Origin of the sequence: Pusillimonas sp. (assembly GCF_044464525.1) — a bacterium.
GTDB lineage: Bacteria > Pseudomonadota > Gammaproteobacteria > Burkholderiales > Burkholderiaceae_B > Pusillimonas.
This window is the reverse complement of record NZ_JBIQLE010000005.1, coordinates 123259-147451: the sequence shown is the minus strand read 5'-3', so window position 1 is coordinate 147451 and position 24193 is coordinate 123259. Positions and strand designations below refer to the sequence as shown.

The window sequence follows — 24193 nt, the reverse complement described above, 5'->3', positions numbered from 1 at the left end:
GCGCAGCCGTGCCTGACGGAGACCTTCTTGAAAGTCGTACACACAATCGAAGAATTGCGCGACCAGTTGCGCGGACAGCTGCATGTGTCCTTCGTGCCCACCATGGGCAATTTGCACGCGGGTCATCTTGCGCTGATGAAGCTGGCCCGCCAGCATGGCAGCCCGGTGGTGGCCAGTATTTTCGTCAATCGCCTGCAGTTCGGTCCCAACGAAGACTTTGATCGGTATCCGCGTACTTTGGCGTCCGACATCGAAAAGCTTGAGCGTGAGCGCGATGTCTATGTTCTGTTCGCTCCTCGCGAAAGCGAAATGTACCCCGAGCCGCAAAGCTTCCAGATCCAGCCTCCAAGCGATCTGGGCGGCATACTGGAAGGCGAGTCCAGGCCTGGCTTCTTTACCGGCGTCGGCACGGTCGTGCTGAAGCTGTTTTCATGTGTGCAGCCCCGGGTAGCCGTATTCGGCAAAAAAGATTACCAGCAATTGATGGTGGTGCGCCGCATGTGCCGCCAGTTCCAGCTTCCCGTCAATATCCTGGCCCATGAAACCGTGCGCGCCGACGACGGACTGGCATTGTCATCGCGCAACGTCTATCTTTCAGAAACCGAACGAGCCGAAGCGCCGCACTTGTATGCCAAGTTGCGGCAGATTCAAGAGCGGCTGGAACAGGGCTGTGATGACCAAGCAGAGCTTGAGGGCCAGGCCAGGGCCGAACTGTCACGCCGGGGCTGGCAGGTGGATTATCTTTCGGTTCGGCGGCAGCGCGATTTAGGTGTGCCCACGTCTGAAGAAATACGGGCGGGCGAACCGCTGGTGGCCCTGGCCGCTGCAAAGTTGGGGTCCACGCGCTTGATCGATAATCTCGAGTTGCAATATCGCACCTAGCGGTTATTGTGCGGCGACATCCTCAGTGGACTGAATCTGTCAGAAATGACAGGCGCAATATATTGCAATATATGACAGAATCCCTTCACTTTTATTACAAAAAGAGGGGAGACATGACACACCATCCTTCGATCAACACCCTGCTTTCGACATTGACGCCGCGCGAACGCGACGTCATGCAATATGTGGCCATGGGTATGCCCAACAAGATCATCGCCGCCGAGCTGGGCGTTTCACAACGCACCATCGAGGCTCACCGAGCCCGATGCTTTCAAAAGCTGCAGGTACGCAACGCGGTAGAGCTGGCGCGCCGCGTGGCCGGCATTTAATCGCAGGCGGGGGCTGCGGCGGCATTGAGCTCTTCGATGCCGTCGATGTCCGCCTGGCGGGTCAGGTGGTAATCCAATAATGGCTGGTGGTCATTGACTGAATTCACCCGCAGTATGTTGTCATTCACGAAGCTGAAGCTGGCTGTCGATGATTCACTTGCGCCGGGGCTAAGCCGGATGCGCCAGGGTGCGGTTCCGGTAACTTCCCAGCATCCCTGCTGTGTTGTGGTTGCCGCGGCGCCGGCCGCCAGAGGTTGAGAGCGCGCCCTCCATTGCCCGTTGGGCGCCAGCGTAAGCGTTACGCGACTGGCTTCGCAAGCGCCGCCCAGCAGGCAAGGCAGCGTACCCAAAAACGTCTTGGCTTCGCGCAATGGCCGAGCCTGGGCGGCAATGGCCGCCTTGTTGGCTTGTTGAGGCTCGGTGGCGGGTGGCTGGGCTTCGCGCTGAGCAGCGTCTTCACCGAACCCAAGCTGAATTTGCGCGGGGGCGAGGCTGGTGCCACGGCCCCTTGCTTGAGCCTGGGCGTCGGTTAGAGTGGATTCCGGGGCTTGCTGGTAGCGGCCGGCCTCTTGCTGTGCGGCGCAACCGGCCAAGGCCAATAACGCTGCGCAGGCCACTATGCGGCCGATCTGCAAGTTCAAGCAAACACGTTTTTTGGATGCGGCTGGCATGGCGGTATCTTGTCAGTGATTGGTAAAGGGCGCCGCGCGCCTTTGACGCCGGCCCGTTCGATGGAATTCACGGCTATCTTAACAGGCTATGGTCGCCCGAATGGGGCTGTCTGGGGTAAATTTGCAGTTTTGCCGATTGGGGTTTTGTCCCATGTTGAAGATAGGTTTGACGGGCGGTATTGGTTCGGGAAAATCGAAGGTGGCCGACTTTTTCGCCTCGTGGGGGGCGTCAATAGTCGACACCGACGTTATTGCCCACGACTTGACGGCATCGGGCGGCGCGGCCATCGACCCGATCCGCGGCGAGTTTGGGCCGGCTGTTATCGCGCCCGACGGTTCGCTTGACCGGCAAGCCATGCGCGAGCTTGTTTTTCGAGATTCCGGCGCGCGGCTGCGGCTCGAAGCCATTGTTCACCCAATGATAGGGCAGGTTACACGCGAGCAGGCGCTACGTGCGAAGGGATGCTATCTTGTGTTCGTAGTTCCTTTGCTGGTCGAGTCGGGCCGCTGGCGCGACAAGGTCGACCGTATCTGCGTCGTCGATTGCGATCCAGCCACGCAAATAGCACGTGTGCAGAGCCGCAGCGGGCTGACGCAAGAGGCTATTGAGCGTATCATGGCGGTGCAGGCTGGTCGCGAAACTCGTCTGGCCGCTGCCGACGACATCGTGCTCAACGATGGCAACACCACGTTGGACGAACTCGAGGCGCGCTCGCGGGCGCTGCACGATGCCTGGTGCGAGTTGGCATCCAGGCGCGACTCCAGCGGAAAGGACGAAGTGTACTAACCACCAAAAGGTTACTGGTCGCGTGATTCTTTATGAATATCCTTGCAACGAACGCGTTAGGACTCTGCTCCGGGTCGAGCATTTGTTTGGCAGGCTCTTTTACTTTGCCGACGGCCCCGATGTCCACCATCATCAGATAGCTCTCGATACCCTGTTCGACCTGCTCGAGGTTTCCGAGCGTACCGACTTGCGCGGCTCGGTGCTGCAAGACCTCGAGCGCCAGCGCGTCTCGCTTAGCGGCCTGCGCCGGCATCCGGGTGTCGACGCCGGCGCGCTCGATACCATGCTCGCTGAAATTCAGGATTCCACCGCAGCGCTTGGCGCGCAAGGCCGTATTGGCCAGGGCTTGCGCGACAACGAATGGCTGGCCAGTTTGCGCGGCCGCCTTGCCGTGCCAGGCGGCTCGTCGCCCGCCGACATCCCGTCTTACTATGCCTGGCAGATCAAGCCCCACGAAACCCGGGTACACGATCTAAAAAACTGGATCAGCCCTTTTCTTCCCCTGTATAGCGGGTTGGCCCTGATATTGCGCATGCTGCGCGATTCCAGCGACATCGAAACGCTTGAGGCCAAGCAAGGGGCCTACCAGGAAATGCTCACGGGCAAAACGTATCAATTGCTGCGTACCTGGATAGATGCCGATCTGGGGGTGTTCCCCGAAATGAGCGCCAACAAATATGTCATCTGGATTCGTTTCTCGACCCAGGACAACGAGCTCAAGCCCCAGCCGGTCACACGCGACATTACCTTCCAGCTGGCGCGCTGCAACCTCTGATCCAACCGTGCCGGGTCTTTCGGGAAAGTTGTTGCGGTCGATTTCATTTGACTATTTTTTGTTCGCGCCCGGGGCGGAATTGGCGACAATAGCGGCTTGATTTTCCATTGGAGAACTTTGCATGTCGGATTCGCGTCCCGAGACAGGCGGGCGACGCATTGCCCGTCCGTGGTGGTGGGTGTTGTCCATCGTGATGTTGGCCGCAGCTGCCTATTGGTATTGGGGCGCCGATTCAAAGCCAGGGCCGGCAGCCCAGCCGGGCGCAGGCAACCCCTTCATGTCGGGCCGGATGGGGGCGCCGGTGCCTGTGCGTATCGCCACGGCCCAAGACAGCACGATTGACGTCGTTTATCGCGCGATAGGCACGGTCACGGCGTATAACACGGTAACCGTGCGAGCCCGTGTCGATGGCGAACTGCAAGAGATTCTCTTTGACGATGGACAAAAAGTAGAGAAGGGCGATTTGTTGGCTCGCATCGACCCGCGTTCCTACCAGATACAGCTTGATCAGGCGCTGGGACAGCAAAGGCAGAATCAGGCGCAACTGGAAAACGCACAGCGCGACTTGCAGCGCTATCAACTCTTGTTCAAGCAAAATTCCATTGCCAGGCAACAAGTCGATGCCCAGGCAGCGCTCGTCCAGCAGTACCTGGGTTCTCAAAAAAGCGATCAGGCGGCCGTCGATGATGCCAGGCTGCAGCTTAGCTTTACCGAGATCGTCGCACCCATGGACGGCCGACTGGGCCTGCGCCAAGTCGATCAGGGCAATCTGATCTCGTCCGGCGGCACCGAGGGGCTGGTCGTACTCACCCAGACGCAGCCAATATCCGTGGTGTTTACTTTGCCGCAGGCTCGCCTGCCCGAAGTGCTGGAACAGTTCAGGCAGGGCACAAGGCTCGAGGTTGACGTCTACGACAGTACTGATACGCGCAAGCTGGCAACCGGCGTGCTCGAGTCAATGGACAACCAGATCGACGTCGCGACCGGCACCCTCAAGCTCAAGGCACGCTTCGAGAACCAGGACGAAACTCTTTTTCCGAATCAGTTCGTCAATGTGCGCCTGAAAGTGCGCACCGGCCGGCCTGCGTTGGTGGTCCCGGCGGCAGCCGTGCAGCAGGGCTCGCAGGGGGCCTTCGCCTATACGCTGGACGAGGCGGATACGGTTCAGATTCAACGCATTGTCACCGGCACAGTGGACGGCGATCGGGTGGCGGTCGAAAGCGGGCTGGAAGCCGGAGCGCGCCTGGTCACCGAAGGGGTTGACCGCCTGCGTGAGGGTTCCAAGGTCGAAATAATCACCGGGTCAGAAGAAGCGGCGCGGCCCGCCCCCGTGCTGGGCGGACGAACAGGCGGGCCCGGAGCGGGTTCGCCGCATTAGCGCTAGCGGCCCGACATTTTCGCCATGAACTTCTCACGCCTTTTCATTCTTCGTCCGGTGGCCACCACGCTAACCATGGTGGCGTTGCTGATCGCGGGCTTGCTGGCTTACCGCATGTTGCCCGTGTCGGCGCTGCCCGAGGTGGACTATCCCACCATACAGGTCAGCACCGAGTATCCCGGCGCCAGCCCGGACGTCATGGCGGCCCTCGTCACGTCGCCGCTTGAGCGCCAGTTCGGGCAGATGCCGGGCCTGATCCAGATGACTTCCACGAGTTCGGGCGGCCTGTCTTCCATCACTTTGCAGTTCGATCTGGAACTCGCCCTGGATGTGGCAGAGCAAGAGGTACAGGCGGCGATCAATGCGGCGTCCAACCTGCTGCCCAACGATCTGCCCGCGCCGCCCGTTTACAACAAGGTGAATCCGGCCGACACCCCGGTCATCACTTTGGCGGTAACGTCGCCCACCTTGCCCCTGTACGAGGTGCGCGACCTGATCGACATACGCGTCGCCCAGAAGCTTTCCCAGATTTCGGGAGTAGGCTTGGTCAGCATTGCGGGCGGCCAGCGGCCCGCCGTACGGATTCAGGCCAATCCGCAGGCGCTGGCTGCTCGGGGCCTGACGCTTTCCGACCTGCGCGGCGCGATCACGTCGGCGAACGTCAATCAGCCCAAGGGCAATCTCGATGGCCCCGAGCGCTCGACCACCATTAATGCAAACGATCAATTGCGCTCGATCGCAGACTACGAGGCGTTGATCCTGGCCTACGAAGATGGCGCCACGTTGCGGCTGCGCGATGTGGCGGTGGCCGGCAAGGGGGCCGAAAACGTCCGCCAAGCGGCCTGGCTGGGCGACGAGCCCGCCATCCTTCTGAACATCCAGCGTCAACCGGGCGCCAACGTTATCGAGGTAGTCGACAGGGTGAAGGAACTGCTGCCCTCGTTGCGGCAGGCCTTGCCGATAGGGGTGGACGTGAGTGTTGCGACCGATCGCACGCAGACAATCCGCGATTCGGTAAACCACGTCCAGATCGAGATGTTGCTGGCCATTGCGCTGGTGGTGCTGGTTACCTTTGCCTTTTTGCGTAGCTGGACAGCCACCTTCATACCCAGTGTGGTCGTGCCGCTATCCTTGGTAGGCACTTTCGCCATCATGTATCTGGCGGGGTTCAGCGTCAACAACCTGACGCTGATGGCGCTGACCATTGCCACCGGTTTCGTGGTCGATGACGCCATCGTCATGATCGAGAATATCGCTCGACATATCGAAGAAGGCGAGAGCGCCATGCAAGCCGCCCTGAAAGGCGCGGCGCAAATCAGCTTCACCTTGGTGTCGTTGACCCTTTCCTTGATCGCCGTGCTGATCCCCCTGCTGTTCATGAGCGACGTTATCGGAAGGTTGTTCAGTGAATTTGCGATTACGCTGGCGGTTGCCATATTGCTTTCGCTGGGCATTTCCCTGACCCTCACGCCCATGATGTGCGCTCGCCTGTTGAAGGCGGAGTCCGAGCAGACGCATAGCCGCTTTCAGCGCTGGTTGGGGGATACCCTTGACCGTCTGGTGGCCGCCTACGACCGGGGCCTGATCTGGGTGCTGTCGCACCAGCGCCTGACCCTGTGGGTGGCCCTGGGCACGCTTTTGCTGACCGCACTGCTGTACGCTTTGGTGCCCAAGGGGTTCTTCCCGCAGCAGGACACTGGGCTTATCCAGGCCATCAGCCAGGCGCCGGCCACGGTTTCCTTCAACGCCATGGCCGAACGCCAGAAGGAAGCGGTGCGGGTGATATTGCAGGACCCTGCCGTCGACACGGTCTCGTCGTTCATCGGCATCGACGGCCAAAATGCCACGCTCAACACCGGCCGCATGCAGATCGCCCTTAAGCCGCTTTCCGACCGTGATGAAAATGCCGAGCGCATAATACGCCGCCTGAACGAGGAATTGGCCCGCATACCGGACATACGTGTGTACATGCAGCCGGTTCAGGACCTTACGATCGAAGACCGCGTAAGCCGCACCCAATATCAGATGTCCTTGTCAGACCCTGATCGGGAGATGCTGCTGGAGTGGGCGCCGCGCCTGGAAGAGGCCATGCGTCAGCTGCCGCAGCTGGAAGACGTAACCCATGATCAGCAATCCGGCGGCTTGCAGACGGTGTTGGCGATAGACCGAGACAAGGCGGCCCGCTTGGGCATCACGGCTGCGGCCATTGACGAGGCGCTTTACGACGCATTTGGCCAGCGCTTGATCTCAACGATATTTACGCAATCCGCACAGTACCGAGTGGTGCTTGAGGTGGATGAAGCATATCGGCGCAACCCGGCGGCGCTTGATCATATCTATGTACGCACCGCGTCTGGCGACATGACGCCGCTAAGCGGCGTCGTCACTGCCACTGTGCAAGCCGGCCTGCTCTCCATCGAGCGCCTGGGGCAGTTTCCGGCCACCACCATGTCTTTCAATCTGGCCCCCGGCGTGGCGCTGTCGGACGCTGTCGACGCCATTACCGAGGTGCAGGCTCAGCTCGATATGCCGGCTACGGTGGAAATGAAATTCCAGGGCGCGGCGCGGGCCTTCGAGGCCTCGTTGGCCAGTACCTTGTGGCTGATGCTGGCAGCCGTCGTCGCCATGTATATCGTGCTGGGCGTTCTTTACGAAAGCTATATTCATCCGGTCACGATTCTGTCGACGCTGCCATCGGCGGCCATCGGCGCATTGCTGGCTTTGCTCATCACAGGCAAGGCTCTGGACATGATCGGCATCATCGGAATCATTTTGCTGATCGGCATCGTCAAGAAGAACGCGATCATGATGATCGACTTCGCCCTGGATGCAGAGCGGCGGCGCGGGCTTGCGCCGCGCGAGGCCATCCACGAGGCGGCGCTGCTGCGTTTTCGACCCATTCTCATGACGACGCTGGCGGCGCTGTTCGCCGCGTTGCCCCTCATGCTGTCCACGGGCGCGGGTTCCGAGCTGCGCCAGCCCCTTGGCCTTGTCATGGTGGGTGGGTTGCTCTGCAGCCAGTTGCTTACCTTGTTCACGACGCCGGTCATCTACTTGATGTTCGATCGCCTGGCGCGCCGTTATTCGGTGGGCCGGCGCCGGCGTAGCGGCATTGGCGAGGCATCGCCATGAAATGGCTGACCTTGTTCATCGTTCGGCCGGTTACCACGACGTTGCTGTGCATCGCGTTCGTGCTTACCGGTGTGCTCGCCTATCGTCTGCTGCCGGTTGCACCGCTGCCGGAGATTGATTTTCCGATGATCTCCGTCAATGCGCGCATGGCCGGCGCCAGCCCCGAAACCATGGCCTCCAGTGTGGCCATGCCACTGGAGCAGGCGCTGGGCTCCATCGCCGGGCTGTCGGAGATGTCGTCGCGCAGTTCTGAAGGCTCGACCAACATCACCCTGATGTTCGACATGGATCGGGACATCAACAGCGCAGCGCGCGATGTCCAGGCGGCCATCAACGAGGCGCGGGCCATGCTGCCTTCGGGCTTGCGCAATAATCCAACCTATAACAAGGTCAACCCAAGCTCGGCGCCGATCATGGTGCTTGCGCTCACGTCAGATATCGCCACCCAGGGCCAGCTTTACGACCTGGCCTCCACCGTCATCGCTCAAAAGCTGTCTCAAGTGACCGGCGTGGGTGAGGTGACGGTGGGGGGCAGTTCCCTGCCGGCGGTGCGGGTCAGTTTGAACCCGCAGGCGCTGACCAGTGCGGGGGTGTCGCTGGACGAGGTGCGCGCGGCCTTGTCCAATGCCAACACGCTAAGGCCCAATGGCATCGTCGAGAACGACCGCCACCACTGGCAGGTATTGTCCAGCCCGCAGATGACGCGCGCCGAGCAGTATGCGCCCTTGATCGTGGCGTGGCGCGATGGTGCGCCCATACGGTTGAGCGACGTGGCCAATGTCCAGGACTCGGTGGAAGAGCTGTACAACGTGGGCTACTTCAACGACAAGCGGGCCGTGTTGTTGATTGTTCGCCGTCAGCCGGACGCCAACATTATTGAAACGGTCGATGCCATACGTGCCCAGCTTCCCGTCTTCCAGGCCATGGCGCCGGCCCATGTGAACCTTACCGTGGCCCAGGACCGCACGCCAAGCATACGCGCCTCGCTGCACGAAGCTGAGCTGACACTGGTTATTGCAGTGATTCTGGTGGTGCTGGTCGTGCTGCTGTTCTTGCGCAATCTGCGGGCCGCCCTTATTCCAAGTATTGTCGTTCCCGCCTCGCTGATTACCACTTTCAGCCTGATGTGGTGGTTCGGTTTCAGCCTGAATAATATTTCCATCATGGCCCTGATCGTGGCGACAGGCTTTGTGGTCGACGATGCGATCGTGGTGCTTGAAAACATCTCGCGGCATATCGAGCGGGGCATGCCGCCCTTTCGGGCGGCGGTGCGCGGCGTGCGCGAGGTAGGGTTCACTGTCATGGCCATGAGCGTGTCGCTGGTGGCCGTGTTCATTCCCATCTTGCTGATGGGCGATTTGCTGGGGCGGTTGTTCCGCGAATTTGCCGTAACCCTGACGGCGGCCATCATGGTTTCGCTGCTGTTGTCGCTTATATTGACGCCCATGATGTGCTCGCGCCTGCTGAAGCCCAGTGTGCGAGCCGGCCGGCAACAGTCTGGCGCGGGCCTGTTTTTTCAACGGGTGGGAGACCGCTTCTGGCGGGGCTATCGTTCGTCATTGGACTGGGCGCTGCGTCACAGCCGTTTCATGCTGTTGATACTCTTCGCGACAATAGGCTTGAACGTCTATCTGTATTCGGTCGTGCCCAAAAGTTTTTTCCCGCAGCAAGACACGGGCCAGTTAATGGGTTTTTTCCGCGTCGACCAGGGCACGTCGTTTCAAGCGGCGCAACCCAAGCTCGAGAAATTTCGCCGGATACTGCTTGAAGACCCGGCCATCGGAAGTGTCACGGCTTTCATGGGCGGGCGCGGCGGCAGCACTTCAAGTTTCATGATGATCCAGCTCAAGCCGCTTGACCAGCGCACGGAAACCGCCATGGAAGTGGTTAATCGCTTGCGCCCGCGCTTCAGCAGTGAGCCGGGCGCACGACTTACATTGATTCCCGAACAGGATTTGCGCGGCGCAGGACGAAGGGGTTCCGGCTCGTATGACTACACGTTGATGGCCAGTGAGCTGCCATTGCTGCAAGAGTGGGTGTCCAAGCTGCGCGCCGCCATGGCGACCTTGCCCGAGCTGGTGGATGTGGAAGACGGCATCGAGGACAAAGCGCAAAGGGTCGAACTGGTGATCGACCGCGACACGGCTACTCGCCTGGGGGTGGATATGTCGCTGGTCGCTACCACACTGAACAATGCGTTCAGCCAGCGCCAGGTTTCCGTCATCTACGGGCCGCTTAATCAATACCATGTGGTCATGGCCGTCGACCCGCGCTACGCCCGCGACGTTGAATCGCTTAAGCAGGTGCAGCTTATTACGGCGGATGGGAACCGGGTGCCTCTGGCGGCGTTCGCGCGCTTCGAGTCCGGCAACGCGCCAACCAGTGTCAGGCATGAAGGATTGTTGGCGGCGGAAAACACGTCGTTCAACCTTGCGCCCGGCGTGTCCCTCGAAGAGGCGGTGGAAGCGATAGAGCAGGCAGTGGCTCGCATAGGGCTGCCCAGCGACCAAATACAAGCGGGTTTCCTGGGTGATGCCCAAGCCTTGCAAAAGGCGGTTCAGCAGCAACCCTGGTTGATTTTGGCTGCGCTGGTCACGATGTACATCGTGCTGGGTATTTTGTATGAAAGCTATATTCATCCCATTACCATTTTGTCGACCTTGCCTTCGGCCGGCATCGGGGCCTTGCTCGCCTTGCAGCTGCTTGGCCATGAGTTTTCGCTTATCGCGTTGATAGGTGTCTTTCTGCTGATAGGTATCGTGAAGAAGAACGCCATCATGATGGTCGACTTCGCGCTGCAGGCCGAGCGCCAGCGCAAGCTGTCAACGCGCGACGCGATCTACGAAGCCTGCCTGGTGCGTTTCAGGCCCATCATGATGACGACGATATCGGCGCTGGTTGGTGCGCTGCCCCTTATATTCGCCACGGGGGCGGGGGTGGAGATTCGCCAGCCGCTGGGCATCACCATCGCAGGGGGGCTTATCCTGAGCCAGATGCTTACTCTTTATACGACGCCGGTGGTCTATCTATATCTGGATCGCCTGCGCTTGTGGACAGAGCGGCGCAGGCGGCCGCGCTCAACGAACACGCCGCTTGCCGACGGACCGCATGATTGACGCAGGCTGCTTGAAGTGTGCGCCGCCAACACCTGGGCCATCTCGCACAGGCTTCAGCATGTTGCGGGGCGCGGGCCGAGTGTGGAAGAAGCTGGAGGCGCCGGCGCAGGCGGTTGGAAGGAAAATGAGAAACATGAACGGAATTGGTTTGAGTTTGCGGGATTGGTGTCGATCAGGCCAGCGGGCCGGGCTGCTTGCGATCAGTCTTGCCTTGGCGGGCTGCGCAGTGGGCCCTGATTACCATTTGCCGGTTGTGCAGGTGGGCGATCATTACAAGGAGGCCGAGGGCTGGAAGCAGGCAAGCCCTAATGACGCTGCGCCCCGCCCTGATTGGTGGCGCGAATTCCAGGACCCGCAACTTGATCGCTTGATGGGCGAAATGCTTGAGGCCAATCTCGACATCGCCCAGGCCGAAGCGCGCCGGCGGCAGGCTCAGGCGCTGGTGCGCTCTGCGGGCGCGGGTTTCTTCCCCACCGTGGGCGCCTCGGCCTCGGCCACGCGTTCCGGAGGCGGATCAGGCAATGGAAATTCGGGTACCCCAGGGGGCGGAGCCGGGAATCAGTACAGCTTGTCGGGCAACGTCAGTTGGGAGGTCGACCTGTGGGGGCGGGTACGTAGAACGGTTGAAGCGGGCGAGGCCGGTGCGGATGCCAGCGCGGCCGATGTGGCGAATACTCGGCTTAGCATGCAGTCCACGTTGGCGCAGACCTATTTCCAGCTTCGGGCCTTTGACGCCGAAAAAGGCTTGTTTGAACAGACTGTCGCTGCGTACGAACGGTCTCTTGAAACGACGCAGAACCGTTATGCCGCCGGGGTGGCGGCGCAGGCCGATGTGGCGACGGCGCGCACTCAGCTCGAGAACGCCCGCACGCAGATGCTGGCGCTGGAGCGACAGCGCGCCCAACTAGAACATGCGCTGGCCGTGCTGCTGGGGCGGGCGCCTTCGCAATTCGGTCTGGAGGCGGGGCGGCTGGCCGGAGTGGTTCCAGGAATACCCGCCGGCCTGCCCTCTCAGTTGCTTGAGCGCCGTCCCGACATTGCCGCCGCCGAGCGTCGAACGGCGCAAGCCAATGCACGAATCGGTGTGGCTCAGGCAGCGTGGTTCCCTGATCTTACGATTGGCGCCCAAGCGGGGTACCGAGGCAGCCAATGGGCGGAATGGCTGAGTGCGCCGTTTCACTTTTGGTCGCTTGGCCCGGCGCTGGCGCTGACTTTGTTCGACGGCGGCGCCCGGCAGGCGCAATTGGACGAGGCTCGGGCAGCCTACGATGAGCAGGTGGCGGCTTATCGGCTTACTGTGCTGAGTGCGCTGCAAGAGGTCGAGGATTATCTGGTGCAGTTGCGGGTGCTGGCGCAAGAGCAGGAAACACAGGGCCGTGCGTTGGCTTCGGCGCGCGAGTCGCTGCAACTGACGCAGAATCAGTACGATGCGGGGCTGATTGATTATCTCAGTGTGGTGCAGGTGGAGGCTACGGCTCTTAGTGCCGAGCGCTCTGCCTTGTCGCTTCGGTTGAGTCGTTTGTTGGCTTCGGTGCAGTTGATGACCGCGCTGGGTGGTGGATGGCAGGTTGTTGATCTTGAACCGGAGGTCGTGGGCGCTGTTGATCCATCGGAGGTAAGTTCTCGCTAATAGCAGCGGAAATTACATCCATCGAACGCCCCTTTGCCCAACCGTGCAAAGTGGATGCGTTCGATGATGGGTCAGTCAAGCAAGTGCCGAATGCCTGCGATGCCGTGTGCGCCGTGTTGCTTGGCCACGGGCAGGGTGGCCGCTGATTGACCGCCTATGGCGTATACGGGCAGGCCCGCGGCGAAGGCCAGGCTGCTGAAGCCTTCCCAGCCCAAGGGTGGTTGGCCGGGATGCGAAGGCGTATCCAGCACATGGCCCAGCACCGCAAAATCGGCATGTAGCGTGCGGGCGATTTCAAGGTCTTTGGCGTTGTGGGCCGAGACGCCGACCAGGCGTCTTGGATTCAAATGAACATCGCGCCGCGTCAGTGCGTACTCGCGGCTGTTGGGGTCGGCGCCGTTGGCGGGAGCTTCGTGGTTTGCGGACGTATGCAATATGCCTTCGGGGGCCGTGCGTTCTTTATTCGCCAGCGCGGCGGCGTCTTGAGCGCGCAGGTGTACGCCGTCGGCCAGCGACCACCAAGCTTCCGGATGGATGCTGTTGACCAAGCAGGGCGAGTCGGCCTTGCGGCATATATCCAGGACGGCTTCGAAGCCTGCATATACCTCGGCGGGTTCCGCCTCGCGAGCCCATTGCGGTTCGCGGAACTGGACCATGGTTTTGTTGTTTTGTTGCAGGCTTGCTTCGAGCTTCTCAAGGAAGCCGGCCAGGCCGTCCGAGCTGCCTATCGATGTGAGCAGATAGCGTTCCGGCAGTTGAAGCCAGCGCAGCGGCGGCTCGGTGGCGGGCAGCAGGGGGCCGATTTCCAGGGATCGATCGGTTCGAATCCAGGCCAGTTGCTGGCCCTCGATGCCGGTGGGGGTGCCTTGCCAACCGGTCACCTTGCAGAATGACAGGCGCACGATGGTCTTTGGGTATTCGTGAATGTGGGTGACCCAGCGCGCCGATTCGGTAACGGTGATGTCCAGTTCTTCCTTCAGTTCGCGCGCCAGGGCCTGTAGTACAGTTTCGCCCGGTTCGATCTTTCCGCCCGGAAGTTCCCACCAGCCCGACCATGGTTTGTCGCCGGGTCGTTCAGCCAGCAGCAGTTCGTTGCCGGGGCGCAGGATGAGGCCGGCGGCGACGTCGACGAACGGCTTAGACATGGCGGGCGGCCCAGTCGCGGGCGAATTGGCGGGCCACTCGCCCAGAGCGTGAGCCGCGCTCGAGCGCCCATTGCAACGCCTCGACGCGGGATTCGGCGATGCTCTCGGGCGTGCAGCCGTGAACACCCAGCCAGTAATTGACTATGTCCAGGTAGTCGTCCTGCTTGAAGGGGTAGAAGGACAGCCACAGGCCGAAGCGCTCGGACAAGGATATTTTTTCTTCCACCGTCTCGCCGGGGTGGATTTCACCATCGGGCTGATGCTGGGCGCTGAGGTTTTCGCTTAGGTACTCGGGCATCAGGTGGCGGCGGTTCGAGGTGGCGTAGATAAGCACGTTGTCGCCCGAGGCGCTAAGCGAGCCGTCCAGCACGGATTTCAGCGCCTTGTAGCCGGGCTCGCCCTCTTCAAAGGAAAGGTCGTCGCAGAAGATGATGAAGCGCTCGGGCCGGGTGCTGATCATGTGCACGATCTCGTCAAGGTCGGCCAGGTCGGATTTATCGACCTCGATCAGCCTCAGGCCCCGGTCGGCATAGGCCGCCAGCATTGCTTTCACCAGCGAACTTTTGCCGGTGCCCCGGGCGCCGGTCATCAGCACGTTGTTGGCCGGTTTGCCTTCCAGGAAATGGCGGGTGTTGCGGTCGATGATGCCCTTCTGGCGCTCGATGTGCTGCAGGTCGGTGGTCTCGATGCGTGAAACCTGCCTGATTGCATCGAGCCAGCCTCGCGAACCCCGCTTGCGCCAGCGAAAGGCGTGGGCGGTCCAGTCGATTTCCGGTGGGGCGGGCGGCAGCCAGGCTTCCAGTTGCGCCAAGACGCGTTCGGCGCGTTCCACGAGCGTGGTCAGGTCTAGGGCACTCAAGCGATTCTCCAGGTGATTCCAGGCAAACCGCTATTATCGCCAATTTCAGATCAGGGGGTTTCGGCAAGCACGTATAATCTAGCCTGGCCCGCGCGGTTGTCCGGCATCCGTCAGCGGTCTCGTACCCGCCCTTTGGCGTTTTTGTTGCGGATTCCCCTTTTGAACCTAGCCGATTTGCTTGCGCCCATCTCAGACGACATGAAAGCCGTCGACGCGGTGATCCGGGCGCGTTTGAATTCCGACGTCGTACTTATCAGAACAGTGGGTGACTATATCATCGGGGCAGGGGGCAAGCGCATGCGTCCGGCCCTTTTGCTGATGATCGCCAACGCGCTGGGATACAAGGGCGAGCAACACCACCTGTTGGCTGCCGTGGTCGAGTTCATCCATACCTCGACCTTGCTGCACGACGACGTGGTTGATGAGTCTGACCTGCGACGAGGCCGCAGCACCGCCAACGCGGTATTTGGCAATGCCGCCAGCGTGCTGGTGGGCGACTACCTGTATTCGCGTTCATTCGAAATGATGGTGGAGGCCGACTCCATGCGAATTATGCAGGTGCTTTCGCAGGCCACCACCATTATCGCCGAGGGCGAGGTGCTGCAATTGCTTAACGTGCATGATCCGGCGGTCTCCATCGAGCGCTACATGCAGGTCGTGCGCTATAAAACCGCCAAGCTGTTCGAGGCGGCCTGTCAGGTAGGCGCCATCATCGCCGGCGTTGACCCCGCTCAGGAAGAAGCGGCGGCCGCCTATGGCCGGCATGTCGGCACGGCCTTCCAATTGGTTGATGACGTGCTTGATTACAGCGGCGATGCCGGTTCGCTGGGCAAGAACGTGGGCGACGATTTGCGCGAAGGCAAACCGACCATGCCCTTGATTCGCGCGATGGAGGTTGGTACCGAGGCCCAGCGTCAGCTTATCGCCGGCGCCATCGAGACCGGAGACGGCGATTTTGACGCTGTTGCACGTGCCATTCACGACACCGATGCGCTCGACTACACGCGTAATATTGCAGTTGCAGAAGCCGAGATTGCGCGCAAGGCCCTGGAAGCCTTCCCCGTTTCCGCGCACTTTGATTCTTTGCTAAAATTCTGTTCTTTCGCGGTCGAACGAGACCGTTGAAAACACTCGGGGTGTAGCTCAGCCTGGTAGAGTACTACGTTCGGGACGTAGGAGTCGCATGTTCGAATCATGTCACCCCGACCATGAATTTGGTCAAAAATTCTTGTAAATCAAGAGCAAAAAAAGCACGGCGCAAACCGTGCTTTTTTTGCTTTGTGGCCCAGGAAAAGGCGTTCTGTGCATTGGAGTATCCCTGCGCTACGATGCCGGGTGCAACACCACTTCACAGCGGTAACGACAGCGGCAGCTATAGCGCCGACGATATTGCTGGGTAAGCACTTCAATCCATGCGTCGAGCTGGTCTGCTTGTTGTGTATCGCCACGCGGCGGTTGAGCAAGCGCTGTCCAGCATCAACCCAGCCACCGCAACAACCCAAGCGAAATCACCGGGAACATCACCAGCAGCGCAATGCGCACGACGTCCGACATCAGGAAGGGCACGACTCCCCTGAAGATGGTGCCTGGGGAAATGTCGCGGGACATGCTGTGGATGATGAACACGTTCATGCCCACCGGCGGGGTGATCAGGCCTATCTCCATCACCACAAGCGCCAGCATGCCGAACCAGATCGATTTTTCGTCTGGCGACAAGCCCCAGAAGTCCATGCCAAGAACAATGGGCAGGAAGATGGGTATGGTCAGCAGGATCATGGACAGGCTGTCCATGATGCAGCCCAGCAGTATGTAGATGACGATGATGGCGAACAGGACGGTGAAGGGGCTCAGCCCCAGGCCCTGCACCCAGTTGGCGAAGTCGACGGGTACCTGGCTGACTGCCAGGAAGGCGTTGAGCATGTCGGCGCCCATCAGAATCAGGAACATCATGCCGGTGCCTGTGGCGGTGCCCAGGATGCTGTGCATCAGGCCGCCGTTGCGCAGGCCGCCCGATCGCCAGGCGGCCACGCCGGTGGCTATGGCGCCGACAGCAGCCGCTTCAGTGGGAGTGAACACGCCGCCGTAGATGCCGCCCAGCACCACGGCGAATATAAGCAGCACGGGCCAGGTCGCCGCCAGGGTCTGCAGGCGCGACAGCCAGCTTGCGCGCGGCAGGGCGGGGCCGCTGGCAGAGGGATCGCGCCAGCAGATCAGCGCCACCACGATCATGTAGCCCGCCACCGCCAATACTGATGGCAGGAAGGCCGCCATGAATACCTTGGCGATGTTCTGCTCGGCCAGGATGGCGTAGATGACCAGCGGCACAGAGGGCGGAATCAGCATGCCAAGCGTGCCGCCCACCGCCAGCGAGGCGCCGGCCAGGCTGGGCTTGTACTGATAGCGCTTCAGCTCGGGCAGCACGACGTGGGACATCGTTGCCGCCGTGGCCAGCGATGAGCCGCAGATGGCGCCGAAGCCCGCGCAAGAGGCGATGCCGGCCATGGCCATGCCGCCTCGCCGGTGGCCCAGGAAGGAGCTGCCCGCGCGGAACAAGGCCTGCGACAGGCCCCCATGGGTGGCGAACTGGCCCATCAGCAGGAACAGCGGCACCACTGAAAGGTCGTAGACGGAAAACCGGCTGAAGGGCGCATGCTTCAAGTGCGCCAGCAAAGGATCCAGGCCCGAGATCCACCAGTAGCCCAGGGCGCCGGAAACAAACATGGCCATGCCGATATGCATGCGGACGGCCAGGAAAAACACCATCATCAGCCCGATGATGATGCCGATGGAAGTGCCGCTCATTTAGCTACCCCCAAGCCGCTGGCGCGCAGGTCTTTGATCATCGTCATCACGGAAGTGATGCCAAGGAGGATGAAGGCGGGTGTGATGGGTATGTATCCCCACCAGATCGGCAAGCCCAGCACCATCGAGCTTTCCTGGTATTCGCGCATGTCGGCCATGCCCAGCCAGCAGCGCCAGGCCAGCAGGAAGGCAATGGCCGCAAGCACGATGCACGCCAGGGCGTCCAGCAGCTTCTTCAGCCGCTCGGGCGCCCATAGGGTGAAGAAGTCGACGAACACATGGCCCCGCTTGAGCTGGCAATAAGGCAGGCACATGACGATACCCATGGCCGACGCCAGTTGCACCATTTCGTAGTCGCCCAGTATCGGCCTGGAGAGGACACTGCGGCCCGCGACGCTGAGGACGGACATCAGCGCCTCGGCCAGGAACAGCGCGCCGCCAAGCACGGCCATTGCAATACAGGCCCATTCGATGAGCCGGCCCAATAAGCGTGTGAACGCAATGTCCGGCCGTGATAAGGGTTCTGGCATGACAGCTTCCTTGCTACTAAAGAGAATGTCTCGCGTGAGCATGGCTTTCGCCTTGGCGGGCGCCGGCGGCAGATGCCCCAGGGAGGTTCCCTGGGGCACGCATGGCTCACTTGCTTCTTATTGTTTGTCCTGGGCGGTGTATTGCCGGACCAATTCGCGGGCCTCATTGACCAGTGCCGCGCCGTCCTTGCCCTTGGCCGAGATCTCCCTGGTCCATTCATCGGTGACCGGCTCGGTGGCTTTTACCCATGCCTGGGTTTCGTCGGCGCTGATGGCGTAGACCTCGTTGCCGTTGGCCCGGGCCAATTCCAGGCCGACGGCGTCGGCCGCGCGAAACACCGATCCCACCCAGGCCGAGGCTTCGCGTCCGCTGTTGGCGTCGATGACCTGCTTCAGCTCGGCGGGCAGGCTATCGTACTTGCGCTGGTTCATTACGAATATGTGGGTGGCGGTTGTCATCGCGGTGTCGCCGGCGGTGCTGAAGCTGTAGCGGGTCAGTTCGTGCGCCTTGGTGGCCGGGATGACTTCCCAGGGCACGAGGGCGCCGTCGATCACGCCTTTTGAAAGGCTTTCGGCCATTTGCGGCACCGGCATGCCCACGGGCGTTGCGCCCAGCGAGGCCAGAATCTTGTTGCCCAGGCGGGAAGGCGCCCGGACCTTGAGGCCGCGCAGTTCGGCCAGGGTCTCGACCTTCTTGTCGCGCATGTGCAGCAAGTTGGCCCCGTTCACCCATACAGCGATGGGCTTGACTCCCCGGAACTCGTCAGTGGCGTTTTTTTGCACGTAGTCCCACAGGGCGCGGGACGAGGGCTCGTGCGTGGTCGTCATGAACGGTAGTTCGAACACTTCGGACACGGGAAAGCGGCCAGGGGTGTAGCCGGGAAGCGTCCAGACAATGTCGGCCACACCGTCGCGGGCCTGGTTGAACAATTGCGCCGACGTGCCGCCCAGTTGCAGGGCCGGGTAGATCTGGCACTTGAGTCCGCCCTGGGAGTCGGCCTCGATCTTCTCGCACCAGGGTACGATGAACTTGTTATGAGCCGCTGATACCGAAGGCAATTGATGAGCCACCTTCAGTATTACGGGGTTGGCGTGCGCCGCTGCGGAAAAGGTCGCGGCCACGGCCAGCGCAGCCAGGGAAAGTTTGGAAATTGTTGTCATGAAGTGTCTCCTTATGCGGGCCGCGATAGAGCGGCGCTAATGAAAGCGGATATGGTCAAGCCGCGAAAAAATTCGGATGAGGCGCCGTTCAGGTGTCCCACGCCTGCTTGCCCGCCTCTTTGCCCGCCACCGAGTACAAGGCGTCGGGGGCGTTGCGGGTTTTCAGGAACTCTTCAAGGGGCTGGCCCCGCATGGCGGCGTAAATGTGCAGGTTGGACACCCCCACTACGGCGCCCAGCTTTTCAAGCACGAAGAAGATCGCGCCGTAGTGGATCAGCCCGCGCCAGTCGCGGTTGCGGATCAGCGTGCTTTCTTCTTCCGTCAGGCCGGCCCGCAGGAACTCGGCCTCTTCGTCGGCCAGGAACGCCGCCCGGAAGTCAGGTTCGATCAGGCGGTGCAGAAAGTGGTTGATGCGATAGGCGCGCACGCTGCGCTCCAGGTTGAAGGGGTAGGTGCCGGCCAGCCGCTCGGCGCCTTCCAGTTGCTGGGCCATATGGCGGCGATGGCGCTCCACCGGGCCCGGCAAGGGCGCTTGCACGGCTTCGTTTTCATAGATGGCCGTGGCGATGCCCGTCATCGAGGGCTGGTAGTAGCTTTGATGCACTTTGCGCACGTTTGCCGACAGCGCCCCGCGCATCACCATCCACATGATGATTTCCGCGCCCTCCAGCCCGCCCAGTTCGGCGTATTCGGCCTGAGTCAGGCTGACCAGGTACTCGGGGTCTTTCTCGATCAATGACAGGAACTGTTCGTCCCAGACGGTGTTGTTGAAGCCGGCCCGCTCGCCATGCACCTGGTGCGACAGGCCGCCGGTGGCGACGATGGCCACGTCCAGGTCTTCTGGGTAGCTTTCAATTGCGCGGCGCAGCGCCTGGCCCAGCTTGTAGCAGCGGCGTGCCGTGGGGATGGGAAACTGCAGCACGCCGATCTGCAGCGGTACGATGGGCACTGCCCAATCGGGTTCGGGCGGAGTCATCATGGACAGCGGCGAGAAACAGCCATGATCCAGCGGCTTTCCCTGGAAGAACGACATGTCGAACTCTTCGCTCATCAGCGATTGGCCGATGTGGCGGGCCAGGGCGGCGTGCCCAGGCACTGGCGGCAGGTCGCGCTTGCCGCCGCCTTCGTCGGCCACCGCATAGCTTTCGCCCACGCCCAGCGCAAAGGCCGAGTAATGATCGAAGAAGAACGAGGTGATGTGATCGTTGAAGATCATGAACAAGGCATCGGGCTTGCGCTGCGCCAGCCATTGCTGCACCGGCTCGAATCCCTCGAAAATGGGCGCCCAGGTGGGGGATTGTCGCTTGTTGCCGTCGAAGGCGAAGCCAATGGTGGGCGTGTGGGAAGCGGCGACGGCGCCGATGATTCTGGCCATGAAGCATCTCCTGTTGTATTGCGCCGGGAAGGCATGTAACTGCATGTGGCTGCGGCGTATTATTTATCGTCCTCTATCCCGCGCACAGATGCCGGGTTTGGCACCGTGATAACCATCCGTTATCATCCGGGCAAGAGAGCGCAGAAATTTAAGCACTTACATCCTGCTGTCATCCATGGCTGCGCCGCGCGCCCGGGCGCTGCTTTTTTATCCACGATTGCCCGAAGCAAGACATGAAACTGTCCACCTTGAACATCTTGATGGCCGCCATCGAAGAAGGGTCGCTGCGCAGCGCGGCACGGCGCATGGGCGTCTCTCAGCCCGCCTTGACCAAGTCGATCCGCGAGCTGGAGCTTGAGCTTGGCACGACGCTGTTGCATCGAACCTCGCGCGGCGTGCAGGCCACCGCCCAAGGCAAGGTTTTGTACGAACACGCCCTGAAGGCCACGCGCGAGCTGAGCCAGGCGGCGGATGAAATCCAGCAGATGAACGGCAGGATGGTGGGCGACCTGCACATCAGCGCCGTGCCGGTCGCGGTGATGCTGCTTATCCCCGAACTGCTGCGCACCTTTGGCCAGGCCTTCCCGGAAGTGCGGCTGCGTGTCAGCGAAGAGCTGTACGTGGCGCAGCTACAGCGCCTGCGCACTCAAGAGGTGGACGTGACGGTCGGCGGCATTCCCGACGAATTGCCTCCGGGCGAGTTCGGCGTCGAGCCCTTGATCCGGACGACGATGGTGCCCACCGCGCGCAAGGGCAGCCCCTGGCTGAAGGCGCGCAAACTGACCGACCTGCAAGAGGCGCGATGGGTGTTCACCGGGGCGCAGAGCGCCTCGGGCTACGCCAAGCTGCTGTTCGAGTCGCATGGCCTGGAGGCACCGCCGATCGGGGCGGTGGTCAATTCCACGCTGGCCTTGCTGTCATTGGTGGCAACCGGCGATTATGTCGGCCTGATGCCCTCGCAGATCGCGCGCCATCCCATGGCCTTGCCGTATATTTCGGTGATTCCGATAGCGGAAAAAGGCCATCCCCTGACGATAGGCGCCATCCTGCGCAGCGACACCGTGCCTTCGCCCTTGCTGCGCAACGTGCTCGCGCACCTTCATCGCGCCGCACATCACGTCGGCGACGCGATCTGAGGAGTAGGCGCCGGTTCGCAATGGCCGATTGATCGATGGCTTATTGGCTTTACCTGTCGGCCTTCCAGGCATGCCACGCCACAACGGCCGAGGCCAGGCCCCAGAACGCCAGATATTCGATGCCGCCGCCTGCCCAGTACCAGCCCATGCCCTTGACGACAATGGTGGCGTAGATGGCCACGAACATGATGACGGTGGAGATCAGCGCCGCGTAGAGCGTAAGTATGCCGAAGGTCAGGCCGATGCCGGCCAGAAGCTCGGCGGCCATGGCCACGCTTACAAATACCGCGCCCGGGCTCAGGCCGGCGGCTGTAAAGAAGCCTGCCGTACCCTCGAAGCCCACGATCTTGGAATAAACATGGGGAAAATAGAACAGGCCGCAAAGGGTGCGGATGAGGTTGATCGGTTGGCAAAACCGGTCGCAAAGTGAGGTGGCCATGGCGCTTCTCCGTTATCAGTATAGGTATTGAGTCGCGTGCGCGAAGCGCCGCTTGGCCTATTGTCGGCCAGAGAATGCGGTGCCGGCTTGAGAACGATCAATACACCGCCAACTATTTTCGTCTACCGGATGATCGTGAGGTGGATGCTGAATACCTCGTAGCGGCGCCGCATGGCACGGGGCCTAGCTTTTTCCCAAGGCCTTGGACAGCATCGCCAATACATGTTCAGCGTCGGCGCCGCCGTCCGCTTCCGCCTTCCAGGCAATGAATCCGTCGGGCCGGATCAGTACCGCGCCGCTTGCGGATACGCCGTAGCGCGACGCGAAAGCCGCCTGCCGATCGGTAACCGCGCCTTGGCCGTCCAGTATATGCACATCCAGCGGCAGCTTCAGGCGGGCCGCGGCGTCTTCGGTCGTAGAAGCCCATTTTTGTCCCTCCGGTCCGGCAACCAGGGCGTGGCGCTTGGCCACGAGATCCAGAACGGAGCTTTCTTTGCCATCGCGTTCGAGCAGAAGATGCGGTGCCCGGCTGCCGGGGCGGCCTGTCGCTTCGCGCGGGTCTTCGTAGACACGGTCGTGATCGTCCTTGATCGGGGCGATGGCCGAAGAGCGATACAGATAGCCGATCTCCATGTTCAAGTCGTCTATCAGGGGCTGCATGCCCTCGCGATCGCGCTCGGGGTGGATGCGCAGCACATAGCGAGTGTAGGCCTGTTCTACAGTGAGTGCGCTGACGGGACGGCGTTCGGCGTCATAGGTGTCAAGCAAGGCGGGTGATGCGACGCCTTGCAATACCAGTGCCAGCTTCCAGCACAGGTTGTGGGCATCTTGGACACCGGTGTTTCCGCCGAAGCCGCCGGTGGGCGGCATGACATGCGCTGCGTCACCGGCCAGGAATACCCGGCCTTTGTTGAAGGCTTGCGCAACGTCGGCCACTGCCTGCCAGCGTGCGATGTCTTCAATGACGATGGCCACGTCGGGGTCGCCAATGCCCGAGCGCACCAACTGCTCGGCGATTTCCGGCGTGATGATATCGGCAATGTTGTGCGCTTCGGGGCGACCGACATCGCCCACGGTGTTGACGACCAGGAAGCCGGTCTTGCCGCTTCGCTCCATGCGGAAAAAGCCGCGCAGATCGTTGTTCTTGACATAAATGACGCCCAAGTTGCGGTTTTCGAGCCATTTTGCGCAATCGGCGCTGAAGTACAAGGTGACGCTATGCGAAAGCTGGCCGTGGCCGACCATGTCGATGCCCAGCTTGTTGCGAACAGGGCTGCGGTTGCCGTCGGCGGCAATCATGTATTGGGCGCGTATGGTGTCTTCCCGCCCGGTCTCTACATTTCGCACGGTGGCGGTAACGCCGGTGCCGTCTTGTTCAAAGGCGACCAGCTCGGTGCTGTAGCGAAGTTGGGCGCCCAGCTCTTGGGCCCGCTCGCGCAGCAAGGGCTCCAGGCTTTGCTGGGTCAGGAACAGCCTGCGACTGGGGCTGTAGCGTTCCACTCCTTCGTTAAGGTTGACGATGTAATGCGCAATTTCCTCGCCGGCCAGCGATTCGACGGCATTGATGCCGCCGTCGGGGTCGAACTGCGCTTCGGATGTTCTACGCACCGCGTCTTCCAGCCCTATGGCGCGGAAGGCCTCCAAAGTACGCAAATGGAAGTGGCCCGCCCTGGGATGGATGGCGGTGCCCTGGTGCCGCTCCACCGCCAGGCATTGAACGCCGTGATGGGCCAGCATGGCGGCGGCCGAAAGCCCTACAAGGCTGCCCCCGATAACTAGTACGTCTGTGTGGATCATGGCGATGGTCTCCTGCTTGTATGCACGATAGTCATTTTGGGATCGTATTTACTTTAAGGGGCGAGGAAGTGAGGCGGCTATCAAATTCCGGACTGGTTTTATAGAAGAAAGCTCGGTATAAACCCTGAGCCAGTGTGGAGGCCGAGTTATTTAATTTATATTGGAGAGCAACCTGGTCCCGAGCGTATTCGCCTCAACATGGCCCGCTTGCGTAACTGCCCCATGCCGTGCTTTATGTGTGAACTACCA

At 61.2% G+C, this 24193-nt stretch carries 19 protein-coding genes and 1 tRNA gene; 11 read left to right on the top strand and 9 right to left on the bottom strand.

Going from position 1 to position 24193, the window contains the following annotated elements; genetic code table 11:
- Window positions 1-27: 27 nt before the first annotated feature.
- A complete protein-coding gene (panC, locus tag ACIY1O_RS04670) occupies window positions 28-882 on the top strand; it encodes a pantoate--beta-alanine ligase (RefSeq protein WP_397473920.1) in 855 nt (284 codons plus the stop codon).
- Between the two features lie 113 nt (window positions 883-995).
- Complete coding sequence (locus ACIY1O_RS04665; RefSeq protein WP_397473919.1) at window positions 996-1211, top strand: response regulator transcription factor; 216 nt, start codon at window positions 996-998, stop codon at window positions 1209-1211.
- Here ACIY1O_RS04665 and ACIY1O_RS04660 read toward each other — a convergent pair.
- Window positions 1208-1882: a hypothetical protein gene (locus ACIY1O_RS04660; protein WP_397473918.1), complete on the bottom strand. Its 675-nt coding sequence runs from the start codon at window positions 1880-1882 to the stop codon at window positions 1208-1210. The genes ACIY1O_RS04665 and ACIY1O_RS04660 overlap by 4 nt on opposite strands.
- Window positions 1883-2033: 151 nt before the next feature.
- On the opposite strand from ACIY1O_RS04660, the gene coaE reads away from it, so the two are divergent.
- The 6 genes from coaE to ACIY1O_RS04630 all read left to right on the top strand — a co-directional run bounded on the left by coaE (window position 2034) and on the right by ACIY1O_RS04630 (window position 12700).
- On the top strand, window positions 2034-2669 hold the full coding sequence (gene coaE / locus ACIY1O_RS04655) for a dephospho-CoA kinase (RefSeq protein ID WP_397473917.1): 636 nt from the start codon (window positions 2034-2036) through the stop codon (window positions 2667-2669).
- 22 nt (window positions 2670-2691) lie between these two features.
- Window positions 2692-3444, top strand: coding sequence for a cell division protein ZapD (gene zapD, locus ACIY1O_RS04650; protein WP_397473916.1), 753 nt, complete (start codon window positions 2692-2694; stop codon window positions 3442-3444).
- A gap of 121 nt (window positions 3445-3565) precedes the next feature.
- The gene (locus tag ACIY1O_RS04645) at window positions 3566-4822 is read left to right on the top strand and encodes an MdtA/MuxA family multidrug efflux RND transporter periplasmic adaptor subunit (protein WP_397473915.1); all 1257 of its coding nucleotides are present in this window, start codon (window positions 3566-3568) and stop codon (window positions 4820-4822) included.
- A 24-nt stretch (window positions 4823-4846) separates the two neighbouring features.
- Window positions 4847-7954 carry a multidrug efflux RND transporter permease subunit gene (locus ACIY1O_RS04640; RefSeq protein ID WP_397473914.1) on the top strand — a complete coding sequence of 1036 codons (3108 nt, stop codon included), beginning with the start codon at window positions 4847-4849 and terminating at the stop codon, window positions 7952-7954.
- Window positions 7951-11070 (top strand): efflux RND transporter permease subunit, encoded by a 3120-nt coding sequence (locus tag ACIY1O_RS04635; protein WP_397473913.1) that lies wholly within the window; start codon window positions 7951-7953, stop codon window positions 11068-11070. Before ACIY1O_RS04640 ends, ACIY1O_RS04635 begins: the two co-directional genes overlap by 4 nt.
- Before the next feature lie 133 nt (window positions 11071-11203).
- A complete protein-coding gene (locus ACIY1O_RS04630) occupies window positions 11204-12700 on the top strand; it encodes an efflux transporter outer membrane subunit (RefSeq protein WP_397473912.1) in 1497 nt (498 codons plus the stop codon).
- A 71-nt stretch (window positions 12701-12771) separates the two neighbouring features.
- On the opposite strand, the gene ACIY1O_RS04625 is transcribed toward ACIY1O_RS04630, so the two are convergent.
- Together ACIY1O_RS04625 and ACIY1O_RS04620 are read right to left on the bottom strand one after the other, a co-directional pair.
- Entirely contained in the window at window positions 12772-13845 is a 1074-nt protein-coding gene (locus ACIY1O_RS04625) for a thiamine phosphate synthase (protein WP_397473911.1), read from the bottom strand.
- Window positions 13838-14704, bottom strand: coding sequence for an ATP-binding protein (locus ACIY1O_RS04620; protein ID WP_397473910.1), 867 nt, complete (start codon window positions 14702-14704; stop codon window positions 13838-13840). The genes ACIY1O_RS04625 and ACIY1O_RS04620 overlap by 8 nt, the downstream gene beginning before the upstream one ends.
- A gap of 159 nt (window positions 14705-14863) precedes the next feature.
- Between ACIY1O_RS04620 and ACIY1O_RS04615 the strand changes: the two genes are divergently transcribed.
- Window positions 14864-15829, top strand: a complete 966-nt coding sequence (locus ACIY1O_RS04615; RefSeq protein WP_397473909.1) for a polyprenyl synthetase family protein — start codon at window positions 14864-14866, stop codon at window positions 15827-15829.
- 7 nt (window positions 15830-15836) lie between these two features.
- Window positions 15837-15913, top strand: a tRNA-Pro gene (locus ACIY1O_RS04610).
- Window positions 15914-16180: 267 nt separating this feature from the next.
- Here ACIY1O_RS04610 and ACIY1O_RS04605 read toward each other — a convergent pair.
- From ACIY1O_RS04605 to ACIY1O_RS04590, 4 genes are all read right to left on the bottom strand, one after another.
- Window positions 16181-17506 (bottom strand): TRAP transporter large permease, encoded by a 1326-nt coding sequence (locus tag ACIY1O_RS04605; protein WP_397473908.1) that lies wholly within the window; start codon window positions 17504-17506, stop codon window positions 16181-16183.
- Entirely contained in the window at window positions 17503-18036 is a 534-nt protein-coding gene (locus ACIY1O_RS04600) for a TRAP transporter small permease (protein WP_397473907.1), read from the bottom strand. The genes ACIY1O_RS04605 and ACIY1O_RS04600 overlap by 4 nt, the downstream gene beginning before the upstream one ends.
- A 117-nt stretch (window positions 18037-18153) precedes the next feature.
- The gene (locus ACIY1O_RS04595; protein WP_397473906.1) at window positions 18154-19197 is read right to left on the bottom strand and encodes a TRAP transporter substrate-binding protein; all 1044 of its coding nucleotides are present in this window, start codon (window positions 19195-19197) and stop codon (window positions 18154-18156) included.
- A gap of 88 nt (window positions 19198-19285) precedes the next feature.
- On the bottom strand, window positions 19286-20572 hold the full coding sequence (locus ACIY1O_RS04590; protein WP_397473905.1) for a gallate dioxygenase: 1287 nt from the start codon (window positions 20570-20572) through the stop codon (window positions 19286-19288).
- Between the two features lie 233 nt (window positions 20573-20805).
- Between ACIY1O_RS04590 and ACIY1O_RS04585 the strand changes: the two genes are divergently transcribed.
- The gene (locus ACIY1O_RS04585; protein ID WP_397473904.1) at window positions 20806-21708 is read left to right on the top strand and encodes a LysR family transcriptional regulator; all 903 of its coding nucleotides are present in this window, start codon (window positions 20806-20808) and stop codon (window positions 21706-21708) included.
- 49 nt (window positions 21709-21757) lie between these two features.
- On the opposite strand, the gene ACIY1O_RS04580 is transcribed toward ACIY1O_RS04585, so the two are convergent.
- Complete coding sequence (locus ACIY1O_RS04580; protein WP_397473903.1) at window positions 21758-22147, bottom strand: DoxX family protein; 390 nt, start codon at window positions 22145-22147, stop codon at window positions 21758-21760.
- 183 nt (window positions 22148-22330) lie between these two features.
- Window positions 22331-23944 carry an FAD-dependent monooxygenase gene (locus ACIY1O_RS04575; RefSeq protein ID WP_397473902.1) on the bottom strand — a complete coding sequence of 538 codons (1614 nt, stop codon included), beginning with the start codon at window positions 23942-23944 and terminating at the stop codon, window positions 22331-22333.
- Window positions 23945-24193 lie beyond the last annotated feature (249 nt).

What these genes read in the sequence shown, in the direction of transcription:
- ACIY1O_RS04660 (WP_397473918.1), bottom strand. Translation starts at nt 1,882, where the DNA reads ATGCCAGCCGCATCCAAAAAACGTGTTTGCTTGAACTTGCAGATCGGC.
- ACIY1O_RS04625 (WP_397473911.1), bottom strand. Translation starts at nt 13,845, where the DNA reads ATGTCTAAGCCGTTCGTCGACGTCGCCGCCGGCCTCATCCTGCGCCCC.
- ACIY1O_RS04585 (WP_397473904.1), top strand. Translation starts at nt 20,806, where the DNA reads ATGAAACTGTCCACCTTGAACATCTTGATGGCCGCCATCGAAGAAGGG.
- ACIY1O_RS04590 (WP_397473905.1), bottom strand. Translation starts at nt 20,572, where the DNA reads ATGGCCAGAATCATCGGCGCCGTCGCCGCTTCCCACACGCCCACCATT.
- ACIY1O_RS04645 (WP_397473915.1), top strand. Translation starts at nt 3,566, where the DNA reads ATGTCGGATTCGCGTCCCGAGACAGGCGGGCGACGCATTGCCCGTCCG.
- ACIY1O_RS04600 (WP_397473907.1), bottom strand. Translation starts at nt 18,036, where the DNA reads ATGCCAGAACCCTTATCACGGCCGGACATTGCGTTCACACGCTTATTG.
- ACIY1O_RS04635 (WP_397473913.1), top strand. Translation starts at nt 7,951, where the DNA reads ATGAAATGGCTGACCTTGTTCATCGTTCGGCCGGTTACCACGACGTTG.
- ACIY1O_RS04595 (WP_397473906.1), bottom strand. Translation starts at nt 19,197, where the DNA reads ATGACAACAATTTCCAAACTTTCCCTGGCTGCGCTGGCCGTGGCCGCG.
- coaE (WP_397473917.1), top strand. Translation starts at nt 2,034, where the DNA reads ATGTTGAAGATAGGTTTGACGGGCGGTATTGGTTCGGGAAAATCGAAG.
- ACIY1O_RS04630 (WP_397473912.1), top strand. Translation starts at nt 11,204, where the DNA reads ATGAACGGAATTGGTTTGAGTTTGCGGGATTGGTGTCGATCAGGCCAG.
- ACIY1O_RS04580 (WP_397473903.1), bottom strand. Translation starts at nt 22,147, where the DNA reads ATGGCCACCTCACTTTGCGACCGGTTTTGCCAACCGATCAACCTCATC.
- ACIY1O_RS04665 (WP_397473919.1), top strand. Translation starts at nt 996, where the DNA reads ATGACACACCATCCTTCGATCAACACCCTGCTTTCGACATTGACGCCG.
- ACIY1O_RS04640 (WP_397473914.1), top strand. Translation starts at nt 4,847, where the DNA reads ATGAACTTCTCACGCCTTTTCATTCTTCGTCCGGTGGCCACCACGCTA.
- ACIY1O_RS04605 (WP_397473908.1), bottom strand. Translation starts at nt 17,506, where the DNA reads ATGAGCGGCACTTCCATCGGCATCATCATCGGGCTGATGATGGTGTTT.
- ACIY1O_RS04575 (WP_397473902.1), bottom strand. Translation starts at nt 23,944, where the DNA reads ATGATCCACACAGACGTACTAGTTATCGGGGGCAGCCTTGTAGGGCTT.